Genomic DNA, 20,050 nt, shown 5'->3' on the forward strand with positions numbered 1-20,050 from the left:
GTCTGGGGCGGAGCCCCAGTTCGGGAAGGGGCGGGTCAGGGGCGCCCCCGCGAGGCCCCCGCCAGGCCACCCCACTACCCTCACCCCCCATGACCACCCAAGACGCCCCTCCCCGCCTGACCCGGCTCACCTTCCACGGCCCCCTGTCCGAGGCACGAGCCACCCGCATCGTGGAACGAACAGCCGAACCCCTCCGCACCAGACCCCCCGGCCAGGCCACCGTCCTGGATCTCGGCTGCGGCTGGGGCGAGTTGACCCTGCGCATCCTCGAGGCGGCCCCCACGGCCACCGCGATCGGCGTGGACCTGAACGAGGAGGACCTGGCCCGCGGCCGGGCCGCGGCGCGGGAGCGGGGACTCGCGGACCGCGTGGAGTTCGTGGCCGAGTCCGCGACGGACACACGGCGCGGCCCCGCCGACGTCGTCCTGTGCCTCGGCTCCGCCCAGGCCCTGCGCGCGGCCGACGCCGAACCCCCGCACACCGCGGAGGCGTTGCGCGCCCTGCGCACCCTGGTGCGGCCCGGCGGCCGCGTCCTGCTCGGCGAGGGCTTCTGGCAGCGCACGCCCACGGCGGCGGAGCTGGCCGCGATGTGGCCGGGGGCCCGGGAGGACGAGCACCTGTACCTCGGGGACCTGGCGGACGCGGCGGTCGACGCGGGCTTCAGGCCGCTGTGGGTGGAGACGGCGAGCCAGGAGGAGTGGGAGGAGTTCGAGTCCGCGTACCGCGCCGACACCGAAGAGTGGCTGGCCGCGCACGCGACGCACCCCGCGGCGGCGGAGGTCCGCGAGCGCGCCGACCGCCACCGGTCGGCCTGGCTGCGCGGCTACCGTCGCGTCCTCGGCCTCGCCTATCTGACGCTGGTGCCGGTCGACTGAGCCCACCGAGCCGGACGGGCCGCCCACGGCCCGTCCGGCGCCTGTGCGTACGGCCGGAGGACGGCCGTCACAGGGCGGCCGTCACAGGGCGGCCGTCAGAAGACGAACGGCCCCGGCTTCTGCTCCGACGTCGCGTTGCACGTCACCGTGATGCCGAAGACGACGATCTTCAGGGACGTGGCGGAGAGCCGGTCGCCCGACGCGACGGTGCCGTTCATGGGGCCCGTGGAGACGGGGCTGCCCGCGGGGATCGCCGGGTTGGCGTTGCCGGTGAACGTGGTGGTGCCGGTGCCGTTCTTGGTGAGCGTGAGAGTGGAGTTGACCGCGCCCGCGCCGACGTCCACCGGGGCGGTGATCGCGGACGTGGAGACCTCTATGGTCGCGCTCGTGCCGTTCTGGGTGGCCGTGAGCTTCGCCGAGCCCGAGCCGAACGAGCCGCACTCGAAGTCGATGGTCGCCTCCTGCGGGTCCACGGCGCCCGCGGCGGGCGCGAGGACGAGTGCGACCGCGGCGAGTGCGCCGGTCCCGAGTGCCGAACACAGGGTGAATCTGCCATGCCTCATGGGGTGGCCTGCCTTCGATGGGGGGAGTGTGGGGTGCCGCCTCGCCGAACACGCCCCGGCGCCACGGAGGCTGACGGTGCGTCAGCGATGCGGGTCGGTGGCATTGAGACACAGCCCGCCGGCACCCACAAGGCACACCTTCATGATTTTTGTCATGTCACGACCAAAACCGGTCGTGCCACGGCCCCTCGGCCGCCGCATGCCCATGAACCGGCGTGAACGGGCCCCTTATCGAAAGCGTCGCTCCGGTGAACGGTTACCATCACGGACACCACCGCCGTGATCCGACCATCCGACCAGGGGGCCACCATGTCCGAACCGCGCCTGGGTGTGGCCATCGTGACCATGGGCAACCGTCCGAAGGACGTCGACGCCCTCCTGGAGTCCGTGGCCAAGCAGGACGTCCCGCCCGCCCGCGTGGTCATCGTGGGCAACGGCACCGAGCTGCCGGACTTCCCCGCCTACCCCGGCGAGGTCACCGCGATCGAGCTCGACGAGAACCTCGGCTGCCCCGGCGGCCGCAACGTCGCCCTCGCCCGCCTGCGCGAGTTCGGCGACGTGGACGTGGCGATCGAGCTCGACGACGACGGCCTCCTCGTCGCCCCCGACGTGTTCCGCACCGTCCGCGACCTGTTCGCGGGCGACCCGCGCCTCGGCATCGTCGGCTTCCGCATCGCCGACGAGCTCGGCGAGACCCAGCGCCGCCACGTGCCGCGCCTGCGCGCCAAGGACCCGATGCGCCGCGGCCTCGTCACGTCGTTCCTCGGCGGCGGCCACGCCTTCTCCATGGACATGCTGGCGCAGACCGGCGACTGGCCCGCCGACTTCTTCTTCACGCACGAGGAGACCGACCTGGCCTGGCGCGCGCTCGACGCCGGCTGGAAGGTCCTGTACGAGCCCGCCCTGCTGCTCCAGCACCCGAAGACGTCCCCGGCCCGGCACGCCGTCTACTACCGCATGACGGCCCGCAACCGCGTCTGGCTGGCCCGGCGCCGCCTGCCGCTCCCCCTCGTCCCCGTCTACCTCGCCGTGTGGACGCTGCTCACCCTCGCCCGCACGAGGTCCGCGGGCGGCCTGCGCGCCTGGGCGGGCGGCTTCGTCGAGGGGCTTCGGACGTCGGGCGGCGAGCGCAGGCCGATGCGCTGGCGCACGGTGTGGCTGATGACGAAGCTCGGGCGCCCGCCCCTCATCTGACCGGCGCCCCTCGTCCAGTGGCCCTCGTCCGACGGGCCCCGCGGCGGCTACGGCAGGAACGCCCACACGAACGCCGCGACGATCGGCAGGACCAGGACGTCGGTCCACTCCACCCGGAAGCGGCGCCGCGCCCCCTCCCCCGCCACCGCCTCCGGAGCGCGCCGCACCGCGTGCCGCAGCTCCCGCCGCGCACCCTGTGCCCGGCGCCCGTCGAACACCGACCGCGTCATCGCCCACGGCAGCACCGTGCCGAGCCCCTCGACGCCCAGCGCCCCGCCCCGCCCCGCCCGGCCGAGCAGCCGTACGTCGGCCAGGGACGCCTCGTACACGAAGAACGGGTTGCGGACCACGAGCCGCCGCTCGTCCCACGCCACGTACGGCGTGAGACCGGTCCGGACGAGGACCCAGGTCACGCCGCACGGCAGGGCGAGGGCCAGGACGACGTCCCAGGCGTCGCGCGGCCCCTCGCCGGCCCCGAAGAGGAACTGGACGGCGACCGCCGCCATCAGCGCCACGATCGCCCACGAGGCCCGCCGGACGGGCCTGTTGCAGTAGTGCACGGTCTGGTTCGTCTCCTTCTTCCGGTCGCCCGGCGGGGGTGCCGCGTCCACGGCACGGCACCCCCTGAAACGGGCGGACCACTTGGCTAGCAGTACCGCATCTTCCAGCTCATGCCGCAGGTCAGCGTGCCGGTCCACGCGTTGCCCGCGTAGTTCCAGGCCGTCCTGCGGTACGAGAACCGCTTGGCGTGGCGGCCCCGGCCCGCGGCGCGCTTGCCGCCCCGGGCGAAGCCCTTGCTGGACTTCCACCAGGAGCCCGCGGCGAAGCGGCCCGCGCCGACGCCGACGGCCGTCCAGGCGGCGCCCTTCGCCGTCGACTTCCAGTACTTCTTCGTCCGCCAGCGGCCGCCGCGGCCGTCGGCGAAGGACGTCGCCGCGAACACCGCGACGCTCGCGACCGCGCAGGTGCCCGCCGAGGCGACGATGCACGCGGCCGTCGCGCCGTACCCGGCGTAGGTCCGCCAGTTCTTACGGACGTTCCTGCCCACGCGCCTGATGCCGCGCTTGATCTTCTTCCACCACTTGCCGTCCAGGTCGTAGCGGTTGACGGGGTCGCCGCCCACGTACTCGTAGGCGTTGTTGCCGCCGCCGTAGACCGGGTCGACGGACAGGAAGCGGCCCGTCGCCGCGTTGTACAGGCGCACGCCCATCAACGTCAGACCGGTGAGGGTCTCGGCGGAGCGCTGCTTGCCGCCCAGCCAGCCGTAGCGGGCCGGGGCCTGCCCCGCGCGCGGGCTGCCGTACTCGTCGGAGTCGAGCGCGACCGCCGCCTGCCCCTTGTCCAGGGGCAGTTGCAGCGCCACGTCGCCGTGGACCGTGGTGAGCTGCAGGACGGTGTCCCCGCTCTTGCCGGTGGTCGCGGCGAGGTCGCCGGAGGCCGAGTCGACCATGCGGGTCAGCGCGCCGGACGCGGTGTCCTCCACGGTCCAGCGGGGGTTGTCGCCGTCGCTGTCGTAGTGGTTGACCTTCGACTGCTCCTTCGTCCAGGCGGACCCGGAGCCGGACTCGACCGTCCAGGAGCGGAACCGCAGGGCGGCGTCCAGCTGCCAGGTCTGCCGCTTGCCGCCCTCGGTCTGCCGGTGCACCAGGTCGTTGGCGTAGTAGCCGAGGCTGCCGTTGCCGGGGGCCGCGGTGGTGCGGCCGAAGGCGTCGTAGGCGTAACCCGGGTCGACGATCCGGTCGGCGCTGTCGTAGGTGTGCTTGGCGGTGGCGCCTCCCGAGGTGGGGCAGTCCGCGCCGGGCGTGCCGGTCGCGGTGGTGAGCGAGGTGCGGTTGGCGCGCGCGTCGAAGCCGTAGGAGCGGCGCGTGCACACCGTGTCCGCGGTGTCCTCGACCGTGGTCAGACGGCCCGTGGCGTCGTACTTGTACGCCTGCCCCGACCAGCCCGCGTGGCCGGTGACCTGGCCGTGGACGGACTCGGTGACGGTGTCGGAGTAGACGGTCGTGCCGTCGCTGTCGCGCGTGTACGTGCGGTCCGTGGGCGCGCCGGTGGTGTCCTCGGTCTGCTTGAGGGTGTAGCCGCCGGGCAGCTGCTCGCTCGCCACGGAGCCGTCCGCGTCGTACGTCGCCCGGAACGTGCCCGCCACCGAGTCGGTGGTCTTCGTGGCCAGGCCCCGGGGTTCGGCCGCGGTGTCGTACGTGTACGTCACCGTGGACGGCACCGAGTCGGTCACCTTCACCGGGCGGCCGAGTAGGTCGTACTCGGTGGTGGTGGTGCCGCCGTCGGCGTCGGTGTAGGCGACCTGGCGGCCCAGCTTGTCGTAGGACTTGGTGAGGGTGCCGCCGGTGGGCGACGTGGTCCTCACCGCCTGGCCCGTGGCCGGGTCGTACTCCGTCGTGGACTGAGGGACCTGCTCGCCGGTGCCGCCGGTGACAGCGACCTCGGTCTGGCGGCCCGCGTCGTCGTAGCCGGTGGTGGTCGTGCGGGTCACGCCGTTCGCGGTCTCGGTGACCTTGGCGGGGCTGCCCCACCAGTCGTACTCGGTGGTGGTCGTCGGCAGCTCCTTGGGCTGCGTGCCGCCGCCGGTGATGTCACCGCCGGGCGCGACCGAGCAGACCAGGTCGGCCCACTCGGGGCGGCCCGCGCAGCGTCCGGTGCCGGTCGCCGACCAGTACGTGGTCACGCGGGTGCCCGCGTCGGAGCCGTCCGCGCCGGGCAGCAGCTGCTTGACGACGCGGCCCTGCGCGTCGTACTCGGTCGTCGTGGTGAGCGCGAGCCCGCCCGGGTCCTGGACGGTCCTGCTCGGCTGGCCCTTGGCCCAGTCGAACACGGTCTGCGTGACGCGCCGCTCACCGTGCACGCCCGGGTGTTCACGCACCTCCGCCCCGGTCGTGGCCTTGGTGACCTGGTCCTTGACCTTGGCGGTGCCGTCCGTGGGGCGGCCCGCGTCGTACTCGTTGACGGTCCAGCTGCGCGCGGCCACCGACGTCCCGGCCGGGACGAGCGTGCTGGACCCGGACTTCAGGTCCGCGGTCAGCTCGACCCGGCGCAGCGGGCCGAACTCCTCCAGCTTGCGCGTGCCCGTGCCGTTGTAGACGGAGCGGGTGGCGAGCAGGTCGGCGCGCTCCGCCGACGTGAGCCCGGCCAGGCCCAGGTCGGCCTGGGTCGCACGGTCGTCGGCGGTGAGGCCGAGCGCGACGGCCCGGTTGGCGGCGGACAGCTCCCGGACGGTGTTGGCGAACCGGTCGGACTCGGTGGTGGAGATGTGCCCGCCGGGCGTCGCCGCGTTGACCTCGCGCCCGGACACGCCGAGGTAGTGCACGTCGGCCCGCTTGTAGTCGGCGGCGGTGAGCTGGTCGCCGGAGTGCGCGGACGGCACGGCGTCGGCCGGGAGGACGGCGGCGGCGTCCGTGGGCGCGTCCAGCTGCCCCCACGCCTTCACGTCCGCGGCGCCCAGCTTGTACGGGGCCTTGGCGCCCGTCAGCGGCACGTCGTACACGACGCTGCTGGCCGCGATGCCCTCCGTGGTGCCCGTGGTGCCCTGCTTCAGGCCGGGCCGGGTCGCCTTCAGGAGCATGCCGTCACCGGCGGTGGCGGCGCCGCCCGCCTTGCCGTAGGTGAACGTCCACGGCAGTTCGCCGGGCGGGGTGTACGTGGTGACCCGCCCCGCACTGTCGTACGCGTACGCGGACTTGAGCGCCGGCCTGATCTGCGGGTTCCACGCCTCGCGCAGCCGCCCGGAGGCGTCGTACGCGTAACTCTGCACGGACTTGGCGGTGGCCGCGTCCGCGCCGGGTGCGGTGGACCAGAGGCGGAGCTCCTTCACCCGGCCTTCGTGGTCGCCGAAGGTGTCACCGGAGGCGGTGGTGCGGTCCGCGTACACGAACTCCAGGACCCGGCAGCCCTTCGTCGACGGCGTCGCGGTGCAGGTCGCGGCGGTCGCGGCCGACGTCGGCGCGACGACCCGCCTGGGCCGGGCCAGCTTCTTGCCGTCGACGGTCACCGACTCGGACACGACGGTGGTGGTCGAGTTGGCGAGCCCGTCGAGGAGGGTGCTGGAGACCTGCCAGGTGGTGGCCGCGGAGTCGGTCCGCGTGAACTCGGTGACCGTGCCCTCGGTGTCGGTGAGCGTGAACGCCCCCGTGACACTGCCCTTGAGGGTGAGGTCCTCGGAGCCGGGCTCCGGGATCCACGCGGTCCTGGCCGCGTTGGCGGTGAAGTGGGTCTCCTCGCCGTCGGAGTCGACGACCGCCACGGCCGTCGCGGAGATCTTCCGCAGGTGCGAGAAGTCGGAGTCGGTCAGCTCGGCCGCGGTCCCCGACACCCACTCCTTGCCGAAGATCGGCGCCTGGCTGCCCTCATCGGCCTGCTTGGCGCCCTTGTCGGGGGTGCGCGAGGAGGCGGTGCGGGTCACCGACAGGTCGAACGCCGAGGCGTCCGTGGCGGACAGGGTGTGGTCACCGGTGAGCAGGTTCACCGAGCCGGGGCCCAGGTCGGCCGCCGCGGCACCGCTGGCGCCGCGGTCGACGACCACGGTCATCGGCTCGGTGCTGCCCTCGGCGTCCTTCGGACCGGTGAAGTCGGCCTTGATCTGGACGCTGCCGTCGGGGTCGACGGTGTCCGTGGCGTTCCACACCAGCTGGTCGCTGCGGCCCTTGGTCAGCGCGACGGGCCAGCCGTCGAGCGCGGAGCCGCCCTTCGTGACGTCCTTCGCGGGGATCCGCACCCATGCGTCGGCCTCCGACCGCCGCCACGAGAACGACACCTTGTCGAACTTCTCGCCGTCGGCCTCGGCGGCCAGCGGAAGCCGCCGCGCGGTGCGCTCGCCGTCGGACGGCTGCAGGAACCCGCCGGGTCCCGCGTGGAAGGTGTACTCGACCGCCTCGGACTTGTTGTCCGCCTTGTCCACGGCCCGCACCTGAAGCGTGTGCGTGCCGTCCTTCGGCGGCGTCACGGAGATGCCCTTGGCCGCGCTCGACCCGCCGGTGGGGACCTTCGTCCAGGTCACGCCGTCCAGCGTCCACTCAAGCCAGTTGTGGTCGGCGGACGGCGGCGTCACCGTGAACGTGCCTGCCTTGCCCGCGCCCTTCACCCAGGATCCCGTCGGATAGTCCGTGGACGTGATCTTCGTGGGCGCGGACGGCGCCGAGGTGTCGACCGTGAAGGTCTTCCACGCCGACCAGCCGGTGTTGTAGTGGGAGTCGTCGTACGGCGAGGTGCGGAACTTGTACGTCCTGCCGTGGGCGAGCACCCCGGCGGGCACGGTCACCGACGCGACCTGCCCCGACGGCACCCACTTGGAGACCAGGACGTTGCCGACCTGCTTGTCCGTCGCGGAGTCGAAGATCTGGAAGGTGCCGTTGACCTTGTCGCCGTCGGCGTCGACGAAGGTGTCCCGCAGCGTCGGCGTCAGCGTGTTGACCACATAGGCGCCGCCGTACGAGAAGTAGGGCGGGCCCGCCTCCTGCTTGGTGCCGGTGCGCGGCCGGTAGTTGTACGTGACGGACAGCTTCGGCGGCTTGGTCGCGGCGTTGGCGGAGTTGACCCGCTTCCACTGCGCGACCGCCGACTCGTTCGCGGCCCGCAGACCCATGTGGCCCCGTGCCGCCTTCGCCGACGCCCACTCCTGCACGAGCGAGGTCACGTCGGCGTCGATCCACCCGTCGGGCGCGGCCGTGCACGAAGGGTTGCCGCGCGTCTGCGTCGACGTGGCCTTCTTCGCCGTCCAGTTCGGCTGCGCCGTCCAGCGCGAGGACGTCGACGCGGCCCCGGTGGACCACACCTCCCACGGCTGCGCCTTGCAGTCGGTGTTGTTGCCGGAGTGGAAGTTCCACAGCGACAGCTTGGCGTCGATGACCAGGGCGTCCTGCACGGGCCTGGTGTCCCAGGAGATGAAGGAACGCGCCGTGCGCGGGGTGCCGTTCGCGTTCTTCGTGCCCGGGTTGCCGAAGTCGAGCTCGGTGTCGGTGGACCAGTCCCGCGTCTCGCCCTGCTGCACGTACGTGTCGAAGACGTTCCCGAGCGACGACGTGGACGGGTCCACGGTCACCGGGTACTTCGTCTTCGGGTCGGCGAGGAACTCCGCGTCGGGCGTGACGACGAGGTCGACACCGCCCTTGGCCCGGACGGCCTTCATCTTCACCGGGGCGCGGCGGGTGTGCTCACCGGAGACCGGGTCGACGGTGGCGTCCCACATCACCGGCGCGGGCATCACCGCGGACTTCTTGCTCCTGCGGTCGGTGAACGACAGGCTGCCGTCCTTGTGCGCCTTGACCTTCAGGCCCTCGGCGCGCAGCGGCAGCGTATAGCTGTAGCCCTTCTCCTTCGGCGCGCTCTTGATGTCGACGAACTGCTCGAACCCGGTCCGGGTCGCCTCGACCACGACGTCGCCGCCCGGCACGGCGTTCTCGTACGTGGCGCGCGTGCCGTCGAGCTTCGGCGCGGGCAGGCCGCCCTGCCACTGGAGCGTGATGCGTTCGTCGCCCTCGCCGAGGGTGACCAGGTCGCGGGCCGTGCCCTGCTGCGACATGCGGGTGAGCCGCTTGCCGCCCGGCTTGCCGAGCTCCAGGCCGCGCGGGTGGGCCTTCGGCTCCACCGACCCGTCGGCGTTCTTCACCAGGTGCAGGTCGACGTCCCGCCACTGGCCGGTCTCGTCGTCCTCGAACCGGGTGGGGCCCGCGGTCAGTTCGGTGGTCAGGCTGCCGTTCGGGTTGGCCCAGGTCGTCGAGGTCTCGGTGCGCTCCGAGAGGGCCTCGATGCGCTTGCCCCTGAGCCGGGCGGTGACCCGGGCCGAGGGGATGTCGGCGGCGGCGGTGACCGTGGTCTCCTTCGCCTTGCCGACGCCGGCCCTCTCCTCGGGGGCGGCCGTCGCGCTCTCCGCGCCGTACAGACACGACACGGCCATGAGCAGGGCGAGCCCGGTGGCGATCCCCTTCGGCCCGGGCCCGTCGCCGTACCGGCGGCGTCTTCGGTACCCGGTGTCCTCGGGTACGGGTGCGTGGTCACTGCGGTGGTGCACAGTCTCCCCTTGCTGTGTGCGGGTGTTGTGGTGGTGAGATTTGTGAGCCGTACGAGATGTGTGCGGGCAGCACGGCATCGCCGAACGGCGGTCGTGCGTGCCGTTCGGCCGGGTCCCGCTGGGGGTTACGGTTCGATCAGGCCTGCCCTGATGGCGTACCGGGTCAGGGCGAGCCGGTCGCGCAGGCCGAGCTTGTGCAGCAGGTTCGCGCGGTGCCGCTCCACCGTCTTGGCGCTGATCGTCAGGAGGTCGCCGATCTCCTTGGAGGTGTGGCCCTCGGCGACGAGCTTGAGGATCTCTTCCTCCCGGTCGGTGATGGCCTTGCGCGGCAGCGCCCCGCCCTGGCGCACGAGGTCCAGGTACTTGCGGATCAGCGTGCTCTCCGCCCCCGGGTAGATGAACGGCTCGTTGCGCATGGCGGCGCGGCACGCGGCGACGAGGTCGCGGTCGGCGACGGACTTCAGGACGTACCCGCAGGCCCCCGCGCGCAGCGCCTCGAAGAAGTACTGCTCGTTGTCGTACATCGTCAGGATCAGGATGCGCGGCGGGTCCGGGAGCCGGGACAGCTCGCGGGCGGCCTGGAGTCCGGTGAGGCGGGGCATGGCGACGTCGAGCACCGCGAGGTCGGGCCGCGTCTCCCGGGCGAGCGCGACGGCCTCGGCCCCGTCGCCCGCCTCCGCGACGACGCCCAGATCGCCCTCACCGTCCAGGATCAGCCGCACGCCGCGACGCACGAGGGCGTGGTCGTCGGCGAGCAGGATCCGGGCGGGGGGAGCGGGAGGAGCGGGGGAGGTCATGTGAGGGCTCCTGGGCGGGCGGGGTGGTCGGGGCCGACGGGGACGGGGACGGGGACGGGGACGACGGGGACGCGGAGGCGTACTTCCGTACCGGAACCCGCCGCCCCCACCGTGAGGTCGGCGCCGACCAACAGAGCGCGCTCCCGCATGCCGCGCACCCCCGCACCCTCGACGGCGCCGCGCATGCCGCCGCCCTCGTCACGGACGATCAGCTCGACGACGTCCTCCGTGGACCGCAGTTCGAGGTCGGCGTGGCTGACGCCCGCGTGCCGGGCCGCGTTGGTGAGCGCCTCCTGGGCCACCCGGTAGACGACGAGCTCGGCCTCCTGCCCGAGCCGTGGCGCACCGCCGTCGAACCGGTGCCGGACGACGAGCCCCGACTCGCTGAACTCCCCCGCGAGGGCCCGCAGCCCACTCACCAGACCAAGATCTTCAAGGACCCCCGGCCGCAGCCGCCGGGCGATGCGGCGGATCTCGTCGAGGCTGGCGCGGGTGGTCTCCTGGACGCCGCACAGCTCCTCGCGCAGCGGTTCGGGAGCCTGGTCGGCGGCCCGCTTGACCTGGAGCAGGACGGCGGTGAGGGTCTGCCCGACCTCGTCGTGCAGCTCGCGTGCGACGCGGCGGCGCTCGGCCTCCTGGGCGGAGAGGGCGCGGGCGCTGCTGGTGGCGCGCTCGCTCTCCAGGCGGTCGAGCATGGCGTTGAACGTCCCGATGAGCTGGGCGACCTCGCCCTGGCCCGCGACGGCAGGGCGGGCGCCCGGCCGCAGCAGGTCGGCGGCGGCCATGGCCCGCGAGAGCCGCTGCAGGGGGCCGAGCCCCACGCGCAGCAGGACGATGTTGGCCACCAGCATCGCGGCGACACCGCCGAGCACCACCAGGGCCTCACCGAGCAGCACGGGGCTGGACACGGTCACCAGGGGGCTCAGCAGCAGGAGCGCGGCCACGACGAGGACGACGGCGTTCATCAAGAAGATCCGCCAGAACAGCGACACCCGCACTCCCTCTCTCCGTACAGCACCCCCATCCTCCCGGACCGGACGCACACCACTGTTACCGGGCATGTCCGCACAAAGACCCGCATCAGCGACCGCGACACACATGCCGGGAACAGCCTCGGACCTCACGGACCAGGCGTCCATACGTGCCGACACCCATATCTGCTACCTGCTACCTGCTGTCCGCTGTCTGCCATGTCTGTGCGGCGCGATGAGTTTCGTACGCGGGAGCGGTCCTGGTGATGTCCAGAAGCCGGGTGCCGGCTGGGAACGGCCGGGAACGAAGGAAGCAGGCCACACGATGCGGTTCGCGTTGATGATCTACTGCAAGGCGGAGAGCTGGGGACACCCGGTCTTTCTCCGGACGAAGGAGGCGCAGGCCCTGCCGGAGCCGGAGCGCGACAAGCTGCTCCAGGAGATGAACGAGCTGTTCGCCGAGATCAGCGCGTCCGGCGAACTCGTGGGCGGCGAGGCCCTGCCCGCCCCGACGACCACCCGGACCGTAAGTGTCCGCAACGGCACCACAAGGGTGGCCGACGGCCCACTGGCCCCCTCGTCGGAGGAGCAGCTGGCAGGCTGGTTCATCCTGGACTGCGCCGACCGTGACCGAGCAGAACAGATAGCCGCCCGCCTCCCGGACGCCCCGTTCGGCTTCGTCGAGGTACGACCGCTGCTCAGCGACTCCGGCGAGAACATGTGACACCACCGAGAAACGCCCCCGGCCAGGCAAAGAGCCGGGTCGGGGGGGCGCGGTCGACTAGCCGGAGATCGAGGAGTACGTGGACACGGCGGTGTAGGCGGCTTCGGCTCGGCGTCCCTCTGGGGTGTCGGCCGGTGCGTGGGCGAGGAAGTCGCGGGTGGGGCCGGTGAAGGTGATCGACCCTTCGGTGAGAACGGTGACGCTGTCGGCTTCTTCGGCCAGGTCGGCGACGTCGTGGGTGGACATGAGCACCTGTACCTCGTCGGTGGCGAGGTGGAGGATCAGGTCGCGGAAGACGCGGCGCTGGGTGGGGTCCATTCCGGCGGTGGGTTCGTCGAGGAGCAGGACGCGGGCGTCGTGGACGAGGGCGGAGGCGACGCCGACGCGCCTGAGCTGGCCGCCGGAGAGCTGTTTGGTCTTCACGTCGGCGCGGTCCTTCATCCGGACCCGGCCGAGGGCGGTGTCGGCTGCGGTCCAGGCGTCGGCGCGGCTCATGCCCTTGAGCCAGCCGGTGTAGGCGACTTGCTCACGGGCGGTGAGGCCGGTCATCGCGGTGATCGTCTGCGGCATCCACGCGACCCTGGTCCGGTACTCCCGGGACGTCGAGGACAGGCGGCCCAGGCGTACGGCACCTGTGGTGGGCTGGTTCACGCCGGCGGCGAGCTTCAACAAGGTCGACTTTCCGGCGCCGTTGGGGCCCAGGAGGACGGTGAACCCGTCGGGCGTGGTGTAGGAGAGCCGGTTGAGGATGTGGGGCTTGTTGCGTCCGTACGTGTACGACACGGCGTCGAGTTCAACGGGCATGGGAACGGGGCCTTTCACAGGGAGCGGCGGGCGCGGGTCCGGGCGACCAGGCCGCCGGCGAGGACGAGCAAGCAGAGGCTGAGCGCGGGGATGCTGGACGGGGCGTGCAGGGTCACGACCCAGGGCCAGGGGCGGTGGAAGTCGGCGTAACCGAGGAAGATGATGGCGAACACCCACCCCACCGGAGCCACCGTGGAGGCCTTCGGGTGCACTGCCCCGGCGAGCAGCATGAGCCCGGTGAGGAAGGCGGTGTTGCGGCCGACCATGGTCGCTTCGTCGGAACCGGAGAGTGCCCCGATGATCAGGCCGGCCGCGACCGCGGTCAGCACACAGGCTGTGACCAGCAGTGTGTCCAGACGGCGCACATCGCGCGTGGCCACCGCCTCGGCCTCGACGAGCCGCTGGTCGAGGCTGTGGGCGAGCGTCGAGGTGATCACGAGCGGGACGATCTGCAGGAGGAACACCCGGTTTCCGCCCGCGCTCAGCATGCCGGGGAGCTCGACGGCCCGGTCGTGCGCGACCGCGACGATCAGCGTGAACGCGACCAGGCCCGGCAGGAGCACGGGCAGCAGGCGGCGGGCTTTGAACCACCAGATCACGGCTTCGCTCCCCGGTCGACGAGGCGGCAGGCCTTCGCCTGCTCCTTGTGGAACCACTGGGCCTGCTGCTCGGCGGGGAGCTTCAGGGCGTTGCCCGCGCGTTCCTTCACCTTGGCCAGGACCTGGCGGGGGTTCTCGAACGCGCCGCCGTACTCCGCCCTGCGCCAGGCGAGGTAGGGCCGGTCGGCGTCGATGACGGTGGCGGCCCACAGCATCGCGGCGTCGCGGTTGACGACGTAGTCGGCGGAGGAGGCCTCGTCGAACGAGACCGGGAAGGCGCAGGGGAAGGTGACGCCGGTGCGCAGGACGGCGTAGCGGACGGAGGTCATTCCTCCGCCGAGCTTTCCGGCCTGCCGGGAGAGGGGGAGCCACCACGTGGTGTCCGTCGGCCGCTTCTTGTGCCGGCCGTTCAGCAGACTGTCGGACACGGTGTCGGGCATGCGCACCGGCACGCCCGCGGTGCGGAGTTCGGCCACCGACTTCACGATCTCCCCTCGCACCTGGTCGAGTTTCCCGACCGCGCCGCCGGTCTCAGCCATGCACACGCGCGGGGCGCTGCCGGTGCAGCGCGCGGCGGCGTGTCCCGAGGTGATGGGGCCGTCCGCAATGGCCCACCCCGATGCGACGTCGGCGCACGAAGCCATGACCGCCACGGCCGCGACACCGGCCGCACCGCGTATCGCCCACCGGCTTCCACGCGCCGTGCGGATCCACCACACTGCCACCGCTGCCGCCAGGGCCACGGCGAACAGGAGCGGAAGCAGCAGCGTGGCTGCGCCGTACTCCTCGCCGAACGCAAGGTCCGTGTCCGGCTGGCCCGAGATGTGCCGTGGCCACACCGGGTCGTCGTACTTCACGGTCTCGGCGATCACATAGAACACGGCGACGGCCATCAGCGGGGCGGAGATCATCCGGGGAGTGAGGTGGCCGAGGGCGCAGCCGAGCACGGCGTACGCGCACACGATGGCCATGGCCATGAACAGGGGCGCGAGCGCGGCCGGGGTCGGCGCGAGCCGGGTTTCGATCAGGCGCATCACCACGGGAAGTACGAGCACCAGCCATCCGGCGACGACGACGGGCAGCAGCGTGTGAGCGGCCACGCGATACCGCGACCGACCGGGAGCGAGCTGCCACACCCCGTCCCGCTTCAGCCGCCCGCCCTCCCACACGGCGAGCCCGGCCGTGATGGCGTAGGCGAAGACGTAGAAGTAGGACAGAGCCAACTCGACCTGCTCGGGCGCCCATAGCGGGCCGGCGATGACTTCCTCGTACGAGTCCTCGAGGTGCAGGGCGTAGAAGTAGTAGAAGCCGACGATGCCGAGCCAGATGGGCGCGGTCCACACGGCCGGGGTGGTGCGCAGTCGGGTGCGAAGGTTCAAGGAGACGGGGCCGCTCTGTGAAGAAATGAGGGGAAGCGACGGCTGGTCGTGGCAGTGGACACAGTCCCGGGGGTCCCCCTCCAAGGCAGTGTTCCGGGCACGACAGTGACGCCCGCACCTTGTGGAGGTGACGACCCTGTGCCCGTTCAGTGAAGATCACTTAAGCATGGCGCCAGGTCACTTGCTGTGACTTGGGGCACAACTCCGCGTCGCCAGGCGTCAAAAGTCCGAACCATAGGCACGCAGGTGGAGACGGCTCGCGGAGCGAGCAGGCCTCATAGCTGCCGTTGAGCCGAGAAGAGCCCCTGACCAGGTGGAATACCTGGTCAGGGGCTCTCCCAACGCGGACCGGCAGACGAGTCGGGCTGTACGCCGGGGACTATCACCGCAACGCTATGACCTGCATGAACGCCCCAGAAAGTCGCCTTCATGGCTACTTTGGCGGCTACTTACCCGTCCGGCTTGGCCCTGGACCCACGTTGCGACGTCCGCCGGGCCCAACTCCAGGCATCGCCCGCCCCTCAGGGTAGGGGACGGAAGGGCAGTCGCGCAGGCACCTCGACCCTAACCGCGAGTCCAACATGCGGACAGATCCTGTGACTTGCATCACGCGCATGCAATTTCTCGGCATCCCGAGCACACAATCCCGGACCCCAAGCTGCGCCACGCGAAAGTCCAATCCGGACGAGCAATCGCTTGATCTCGGATTGCGTGACCGAACGTTGACGGATTGGTTTCGATCCACGCCCCGGCAGGCGCCGACGGTGCAAGTCCGGTGGCGCGCTCGACGGCAGGCACTTGCCTCGACCAAGAGCTTGCGGTCGACCCCGGAGAACAGAGGTCGACCTATTCGAATCGGCGAGCGGGCGGAAATGCGGGGCTACATAAGACCACCGAAGTGCGACCGTGCCGGCACTGACGCCCAGGTTGTGTAGCCGCCCTCTTCGCCACGGTACTGCCCGATGTCATCGACCAGCCGTTGCACAAGGAACAGGCCCGGCTCCTCCCCCGGGTCGGGCAACGGCCGACCCATCTCCCCGACCGTGACCAAGACGTGGCCCTCGTCGCGCGAGATTCGGCCCCCCAGGTCGACACTCCCGCGGTGCCGTGCGGTGACATCGACGAGTTCGGTGAGTACTGCGAGTACCTGCTGGGCGAGGGTTTCGGCTTGCGGCAGCTCACCGAGCAGGGCGGGCAGCACCATGGTGGCGAACCGGCGGGAGCTGTGCACCACTTGGGCGGGACTGCGCTCAGGGCCAACGCGGAACTCGAGCGAATTCACCGTGCCGAGAACTCGCGGCTCGGCGCTGCTCCCCCTTGTCGCGGAAGACTCCAGGCTGGAGGCCCAGGGAAGAGGCACTGCGTCGGAGATCGTCATGGCTCGTCCATCACTCCATCGCGTCGGGTGGCCCGAGTTCGGGCACGGCAAGGTCTGGCCCGTCCACCCTGCGGAGCGGTCCCGTGTGTCATTGAGTTAACAGTGACGTAGAGTACTTACGCAAGCCAGACAGTAGCCAGCAAAATCCGCAGCTCACGACGTAGACGAGACGTAGACGCAAGTCGCACTCGCGACGGAGAGTGCAGACTAGAGTGGCGAGGTCATTTCAGACATACGGTGCAGATCGGGCATGGATACCTTGGGAGCGACCATGAGCGCTGGCGAGAGGCATGAGCCACGCACCTTGCAGGAGAAGATCAACTACCTGCTGAAGGAGTCGTTCCCGGACGGAGTCCCGAGCGACCGCGAGTTCTGTCGAATCGTAGAGGCCAAAGGCGGCGCCCTGTCACACAGTTACTTCGGCAAGCTGCGCAAGGGCCAGCTCACCGAGGTCCGGGACGAGACTCTGAAGGCCCTGGGCTTGGGCTTCGACTGCGATTGGCGCTTCTTCAAGCCGGAATCGCAGATCGAGGCGGAAGTTGCTGCCGGTCTCCGCTTTCTGGCCGACAAACGTGCCGGTGGCATCAGTGGAATCGCCGGGCGGGGCATCACCGAAGAAGGAATCTCGCCTGACTTGCTCAACTTCGCCCTTGACCTCGTAGAGAAGGCGCGCCAAGAGGTGCAGGAGCGTCCGGCCGAGACATGACGGATGCATCTTCTGAGCCGTCTCTGGGCGAGGTGCAGGAGCGGTGCAGGGAAGGTCTGGCCGACCTTCCGATCCCCAATCCTTTCTCCGTAGAGCAGTTGCGGATCAATATGGAAAAGGCTCGCGGCCGCCGCATCATCATGCAGCCCATCCCTGACTCATTGATGACCGCGAGCGCGGCGTGCGGGCTGAGGATCAAGGACACCCACTTCAGTGTCGTTCTTTACCGTGAACGTCCGTCGGCCTACTTGACCGAGCACGTCATGTTGCATGAGCTGGTCCACGAGTGGTTGGACCACGGCACCCAGCTTGATGCCGACGAACTCAAGGCGCTGATACCTGTCTTCGGGCCGGATCTGATCAAACGTGTCATGGTCGGTGAGGCCACCGTTCAGGCACGCGCCAACTACCGCACCGTCGAGGAGAAGATCGCCGAGTTCGGCGCCTCCCTCATCCCCCGTATGGCCCGCGACGTACCGAGTGACGACATGCGCGGGCGCCTGGACGACACCCTTTCCCGGCCCGCCGGTGGTAGCGGCTACCGGCCTAGACGTCGCCTTCGTAATCTATTCCGCCGTTCATAATGCAAGGACCCCTGTGCTCGACATAGCTGGCTACTTCGTAGCAGCCCTGATGACCGCTGTCGCCATCTGGCGTTCGATTGGCGGTTCCGATGCCCGCCGGAGATCCCTCTGGGGTTGTTTCCTGGGCTTCTCTATATCTCTGTGGACTAAGACCGAGGTCGTGCGCATCGGGCTCAACAACAGCTCGATCACCGATGCCTCGGTCCTGCTCAAGCACTACTCAGCCGGCGCGGCACTCTTGGCGATCATGTACTACATCGTCGCCGTGTATGGGCATTACCCCGCTGATGGCGAAATGGCTCGCGCTGCACGTGCAAGCCGCTTCATTCACCTTGCAGCCACCAAGACGGCACTCGCCAGCTTTGCCCTGATGACGGTCATGTTCTTCACGATCGTCGACCGGTCCAAACCGAGCAACCATTTCGTCAGCGATCATGCTGGTCAGTGGGGCGCCACCGCCTACATGACCGTCTTCTACGTGTACCTGGGTTGCTCATCCGCTAACTGCCTCTACCAGTGGGCCGGAGCGTTCCGCCGTGAGGAACGCGGGCTGTTGCGCGTCGGCCTGGGCATGATGGCTTGCTCCATGCTCCTCGGTGTCATTTACGCCTTCGGCCGCATGCTGGCCATGTGGTTCTGGCTCGCCGTTCAACCCAGTGAAGGGGTTGCTCAGAAAGTCGAGTCCTCCACCGAGGCGATGCAGCTTCTCCTCTTCGTGTTGTTCGCACTTGGGGTATCGGTCCCAGCCTCGGAGAAGGGTCTCCTTCGGGTCCGTTCCTGGCTGTCCCTCGCGCGCCTGTACCCGATGTGGCGCGAGCTGATGGAAGCCTTCCCCAACGTCCCGATGGAGCCGCCGCGCTCCCGGTTCCAGGAACTGACGCGCCGAGACATGGACGCCGAGCTCCGGCTCGACCGGTGGATTCACGATGTCGCCGACGCGATCGAGAAGCTGCGGCATCACGTCCCGAACAACCTGATGGCGGCCGCCAAGGAGAGCACGGACCACAGTGCTGTCGCTCAGGCGTATTGGATCAAGGCCGCGCTTGCAGCCAAGGAGGGAGGAGCACCCGCGGGCTCTGTCGCTGCGTTCGAGCAGCCAGTGGCCACGGACCAGGCCGGTGAGGTCGCATGGCTCCGCCGAGTGGCTAGGGCATACAAGAAGAGCAACCCAGGTCAGGCGCAAAGCCTGCTTGCTGCTGCGGGGGCAGACGCATGACGAATGACGTTTCTGCGGCCCGAACTGTCACTGATGTGTTCCAGCCCCGCAATGTCCTCGTGGTCGGCATGGTTGGTATCGGCCTGGCGGCCGCGGGCAACTGGACCGGCATCCCCTGGGGCCTGCTCGGCGCGCTGTGCGCAGGGATCATCCCCGCCGCCTACATCGAGTGGCACCGCAAGCGCGGCACCTGGGGCGACCGCCACGTCGTCGACCGTACGAAGCGGGCCCCGATCTTCTTCGTGATCCTCGGCTCCATAGGCGTCGGATTCGTGGTGATGGCCCTCGGCCACGCCCCCGCGGGGATCTCCGTTGCGATGATCGCGCTGTGGGCGATGACCATCATCCTCCTGGCCGTGAACACCGCGTGGAAGATCAGCGTGGACTCGGCGGTCGCGTCCGCGGTCGTTGCGATGCTCGCGGTCGTCCACTCACCGTGGTGGATCGCCGCATACGCCCTCGTCGCTGCCGTGTGCTGGTCGCGCGTCGCCCTGACCTACCACACCGTGGCCCAGACGGTGGCGGGCGCCTCGCTCGGCGCGGCCACCGCCGCGGCGTTCCTCGTGGCGTAGCCCCGCGACGCTGCCCAAACAAGACGAAGGGGGACCTGGTGATCCCAGGCCCCCTTCGTTGCCTTCAAGCGGAGGCAACATCGGCGCTTTATCCAGTTGGCACGGAGCCCACTGCTCAGTGACAGCGCCACCGAGGGCTGCGCGCGGCCTGGTCTCCCAGTCGTGGTTCCACGGCGAGTGCAAGCGTAGTTGGCAGACGAACGGTCACCACAGACCGGATTGACCCGCGTCCTCCAAGACCTGACGCTGTGCCGCCGCCTTCTCTGCAGCGTCCTGCTGGCGCAGCAGCGCAATCAGCGGGGCCTGTTGCTGGGCCAGGGCGCGCTTGCGGTCCTGCAGCTCCTGCGACGTCGCCCACCGGATCAGGACCTCGTGGTCGGCGAGGCCTGGAGCATCGGACAGGACGGTGCACTTCACGTAGGGCTGCTCCAGGCGGTGCCGGATCTCGCGCATCGTGGCGAACCAGTCCGGGCCGTACGCGCCCGCGACGACGACCAGCGTCCCGGCCGTGTCGTGGACTTGGCGCAGCGCGAACCCGTCGCGCTCGTGCCGGCCGGGGCTTCCTTCCTTCTGCCTGGCCTCGGCGAGGTGGAGGTTGGTGAGGCCACCGGCCGTGAGGTGCTTGGCGATGGTGTGCGTGCGGGTGGTGCGGGACATGAGGGGGCTCCAA

At 70.4% G+C, this 20,050-nt stretch carries 17 protein-coding genes; 7 read left to right on the top strand and 10 right to left on the bottom strand.

All coding sequences use genetic code 11. The features are described 5' to 3' along the window. The first annotated feature begins 89 nt into the window (after positions 1 to 89). A complete protein-coding gene (locus ACFWZ5_RS21750; protein ID WP_384800339.1) occupies positions 90 to 875 on the top strand; it encodes an SAM-dependent methyltransferase in 786 nt (261 codons plus the stop codon). 95 nt (positions 876 to 970) lie between these two features. Here ACFWZ5_RS21750 and ACFWZ5_RS21755 read toward each other — a convergent pair whose 3' ends face one another. Then, a complete protein-coding gene (locus ACFWZ5_RS21755) occupies positions 971 to 1,438 on the bottom strand; it encodes a hypothetical protein (protein WP_384800336.1) in 468 nt (155 codons plus the stop codon). 309 nt (positions 1,439 to 1,747) lie between these two features. On the opposite strand from ACFWZ5_RS21755, the gene ACFWZ5_RS21760 reads away from it, so the two are divergent. After that, complete coding sequence (locus ACFWZ5_RS21760; RefSeq protein ID WP_384800333.1) at positions 1,748 to 2,632, top strand: glycosyltransferase family 2 protein; 885 nt, start codon at positions 1,748 to 1,750, stop codon at positions 2,630 to 2,632. A gap of 47 nt (positions 2,633 to 2,679) precedes the next feature. Here the strand turns inward: ACFWZ5_RS21760 and ACFWZ5_RS21765 are convergent, their stop codons facing one another. The 4 genes from ACFWZ5_RS21765 to ACFWZ5_RS21780 all read right to left on the bottom strand — a co-directional run bounded on the left by ACFWZ5_RS21765 (position 2,680) and on the right by ACFWZ5_RS21780 (position 11,439). Then, positions 2,680 to 3,243 (bottom strand): hypothetical protein, encoded by a 564-nt coding sequence (locus tag ACFWZ5_RS21765; RefSeq protein WP_384800330.1) that lies wholly within the window; start codon positions 3,241 to 3,243, stop codon positions 2,680 to 2,682. A 35-nt stretch (positions 3,244 to 3,278) separates the two neighbouring features. Next, positions 3,279 to 9,536, bottom strand: coding sequence for a DNRLRE domain-containing protein (locus ACFWZ5_RS21770; protein WP_384800342.1), 6,258 nt, complete (start codon positions 9,534 to 9,536; stop codon positions 3,279 to 3,281). 239 nt (positions 9,537 to 9,775) lie between these two features. Further along, the gene (locus ACFWZ5_RS21775) at positions 9,776 to 10,447 is read right to left on the bottom strand and encodes a response regulator (RefSeq protein ID WP_384800327.1); all 672 of its coding nucleotides are present in this window, start codon (positions 10,445 to 10,447) and stop codon (positions 9,776 to 9,778) included. After that, positions 10,444 to 11,439: a sensor histidine kinase gene (locus ACFWZ5_RS21780; protein ID WP_384800324.1), complete on the bottom strand. Its 996-nt coding sequence runs from the start codon at positions 11,437 to 11,439 to the stop codon at positions 10,444 to 10,446. Before ACFWZ5_RS21780 ends, ACFWZ5_RS21775 begins: the two co-directional genes overlap by 4 nt. A gap of 304 nt (positions 11,440 to 11,743) precedes the next feature. Here ACFWZ5_RS21780 and ACFWZ5_RS21785 point away from each other — a divergent pair, with 304 nt between their 5' ends. After that, on the top strand, positions 11,744 to 12,142 hold the full coding sequence (locus tag ACFWZ5_RS21785) for a YciI family protein (RefSeq protein ID WP_384800321.1): 399 nt from the start codon (positions 11,744 to 11,746) through the stop codon (positions 12,140 to 12,142). 57 nt (positions 12,143 to 12,199) lie between these two features. On the opposite strand, the gene ACFWZ5_RS21790 is transcribed toward ACFWZ5_RS21785, so the two are convergent. The 4 genes from ACFWZ5_RS21790 to ACFWZ5_RS21805 all read right to left on the bottom strand — a co-directional run bounded on the left by ACFWZ5_RS21790 (position 12,200) and on the right by ACFWZ5_RS21805 (position 16,302). Continuing rightward, a complete protein-coding gene (locus ACFWZ5_RS21790) occupies positions 12,200 to 12,946 on the bottom strand; it encodes an ABC transporter ATP-binding protein (protein ID WP_384800318.1) in 747 nt (248 codons plus the stop codon). A 14-nt stretch (positions 12,947 to 12,960) separates the two neighbouring features. Then, the gene (locus ACFWZ5_RS21795; RefSeq protein ID WP_384800315.1) at positions 12,961 to 13,545 is read right to left on the bottom strand and encodes a hypothetical protein; all 585 of its coding nucleotides are present in this window, start codon (positions 13,543 to 13,545) and stop codon (positions 12,961 to 12,963) included. Next, the gene (locus ACFWZ5_RS21800; protein ID WP_384800312.1) at positions 13,542 to 14,924 is read right to left on the bottom strand and encodes a hypothetical protein; all 1,383 of its coding nucleotides are present in this window, start codon (positions 14,922 to 14,924) and stop codon (positions 13,542 to 13,544) included. Before ACFWZ5_RS21800 ends, ACFWZ5_RS21795 begins: the two co-directional genes overlap by 4 nt. An 880-nt stretch (positions 14,925 to 15,804) precedes the next feature. Continuing rightward, positions 15,805 to 16,302: a hypothetical protein gene (locus ACFWZ5_RS21805; RefSeq protein WP_384891093.1), complete on the bottom strand. Its 498-nt coding sequence runs from the start codon at positions 16,300 to 16,302 to the stop codon at positions 15,805 to 15,807. 271 nt (positions 16,303 to 16,573) lie between these two features. Here ACFWZ5_RS21805 and ACFWZ5_RS21810 point away from each other — a divergent pair, with 271 nt between their 5' ends. Genes ACFWZ5_RS21810 through ACFWZ5_RS21825 form a run of 4 tightly spaced genes read left to right on the top strand, consistent with a single transcriptional unit; the run spans position 16,574 to position 19,380 of the window. Continuing rightward, on the top strand, positions 16,574 to 17,008 hold the full coding sequence (locus tag ACFWZ5_RS21810) for a hypothetical protein (protein WP_384891095.1): 435 nt from the start codon (positions 16,574 to 16,576) through the stop codon (positions 17,006 to 17,008). Continuing rightward, entirely contained in the window at positions 17,005 to 17,592 is a 588-nt protein-coding gene (locus ACFWZ5_RS21815; protein ID WP_384891098.1) for a toxin, read from the top strand. Before ACFWZ5_RS21810 ends, ACFWZ5_RS21815 begins: the two co-directional genes overlap by 4 nt. A gap of 49 nt (positions 17,593 to 17,641) precedes the next feature. Then, complete coding sequence (locus ACFWZ5_RS21820) at positions 17,642 to 18,808, top strand: MAB_1171c family putative transporter (RefSeq protein WP_384891101.1); 1,167 nt, start codon at positions 17,642 to 17,644, stop codon at positions 18,806 to 18,808. Then, positions 18,805 to 19,380, top strand: coding sequence for a hypothetical protein (locus tag ACFWZ5_RS21825; protein WP_384891105.1), 576 nt, complete (start codon positions 18,805 to 18,807; stop codon positions 19,378 to 19,380). The genes ACFWZ5_RS21820 and ACFWZ5_RS21825 overlap by 4 nt, the downstream gene beginning before the upstream one ends. 204 nt (positions 19,381 to 19,584) lie before the next feature. On the opposite strand, the gene ACFWZ5_RS21830 is transcribed toward ACFWZ5_RS21825, so the two are convergent. Further along, positions 19,585 to 20,037 carry a hypothetical protein gene (locus tag ACFWZ5_RS21830; RefSeq protein WP_384891108.1) on the bottom strand — a complete coding sequence of 151 codons (453 nt, stop codon included), beginning with the start codon at positions 20,035 to 20,037 and terminating at the stop codon, positions 19,585 to 19,587. Positions 20,038 to 20,050: the final 13 nt, after the last annotated feature.

Origin of the sequence: Streptomyces sp. NPDC059003, from assembly GCF_042740445.1 — a bacterium.
Lineage (GTDB): Bacteria > Actinomycetota > Actinomycetes > Streptomycetales > Streptomycetaceae > Streptomyces.

Excerpts from the sequence above, each read along its gene's own strand:
- ACFWZ5_RS21750 (WP_384800339.1), top strand. The coding sequence starts at position 90 with ATGACCACCCAAGACGCCCCTCCCCGCCTGACCCGGCTCACCTTCCAC.
- ACFWZ5_RS21755 (WP_384800336.1), bottom strand. The coding sequence starts at position 1,438 with ATGAGGCATGGCAGATTCACCCTGTGTTCGGCACTCGGGACCGGCGCA.
- ACFWZ5_RS21760 (WP_384800333.1), top strand. The coding sequence starts at position 1,748 with ATGTCCGAACCGCGCCTGGGTGTGGCCATCGTGACCATGGGCAACCGT.
- ACFWZ5_RS21770 (WP_384800342.1), bottom strand. The coding sequence starts at position 9,536 with ATGGCCGTGTCGTGTCTGTACGGCGCGGAGAGCGCGACGGCCGCCCCC.
- ACFWZ5_RS21775 (WP_384800327.1), bottom strand. The coding sequence starts at position 10,447 with ATGACCTCCCCCGCTCCTCCCGCTCCCCCCGCCCGGATCCTGCTCGCC.
- ACFWZ5_RS21785 (WP_384800321.1), top strand. The coding sequence starts at position 11,744 with ATGCGGTTCGCGTTGATGATCTACTGCAAGGCGGAGAGCTGGGGACAC.
- ACFWZ5_RS21790 (WP_384800318.1), bottom strand. The coding sequence starts at position 12,946 with ATGCCCGTTGAACTCGACGCCGTGTCGTACACGTACGGACGCAACAAG.
- ACFWZ5_RS21805 (WP_384891093.1), bottom strand. The coding sequence starts at position 16,302 with ATGACGATCTCCGACGCAGTGCCTCTTCCCTGGGCCTCCAGCCTGGAG.
- ACFWZ5_RS21810 (WP_384891095.1), top strand. The coding sequence starts at position 16,574 with ATGAGCGCTGGCGAGAGGCATGAGCCACGCACCTTGCAGGAGAAGATC.
- ACFWZ5_RS21815 (WP_384891098.1), top strand. The coding sequence starts at position 17,005 with ATGACGGATGCATCTTCTGAGCCGTCTCTGGGCGAGGTGCAGGAGCGG.
- ACFWZ5_RS21820 (WP_384891101.1), top strand. The coding sequence starts at position 17,642 with ATGACCGCTGTCGCCATCTGGCGTTCGATTGGCGGTTCCGATGCCCGC.
- ACFWZ5_RS21825 (WP_384891105.1), top strand. The coding sequence starts at position 18,805 with ATGACGAATGACGTTTCTGCGGCCCGAACTGTCACTGATGTGTTCCAG.
- ACFWZ5_RS21830 (WP_384891108.1), bottom strand. The coding sequence starts at position 20,037 with ATGTCCCGCACCACCCGCACGCACACCATCGCCAAGCACCTCACGGCC.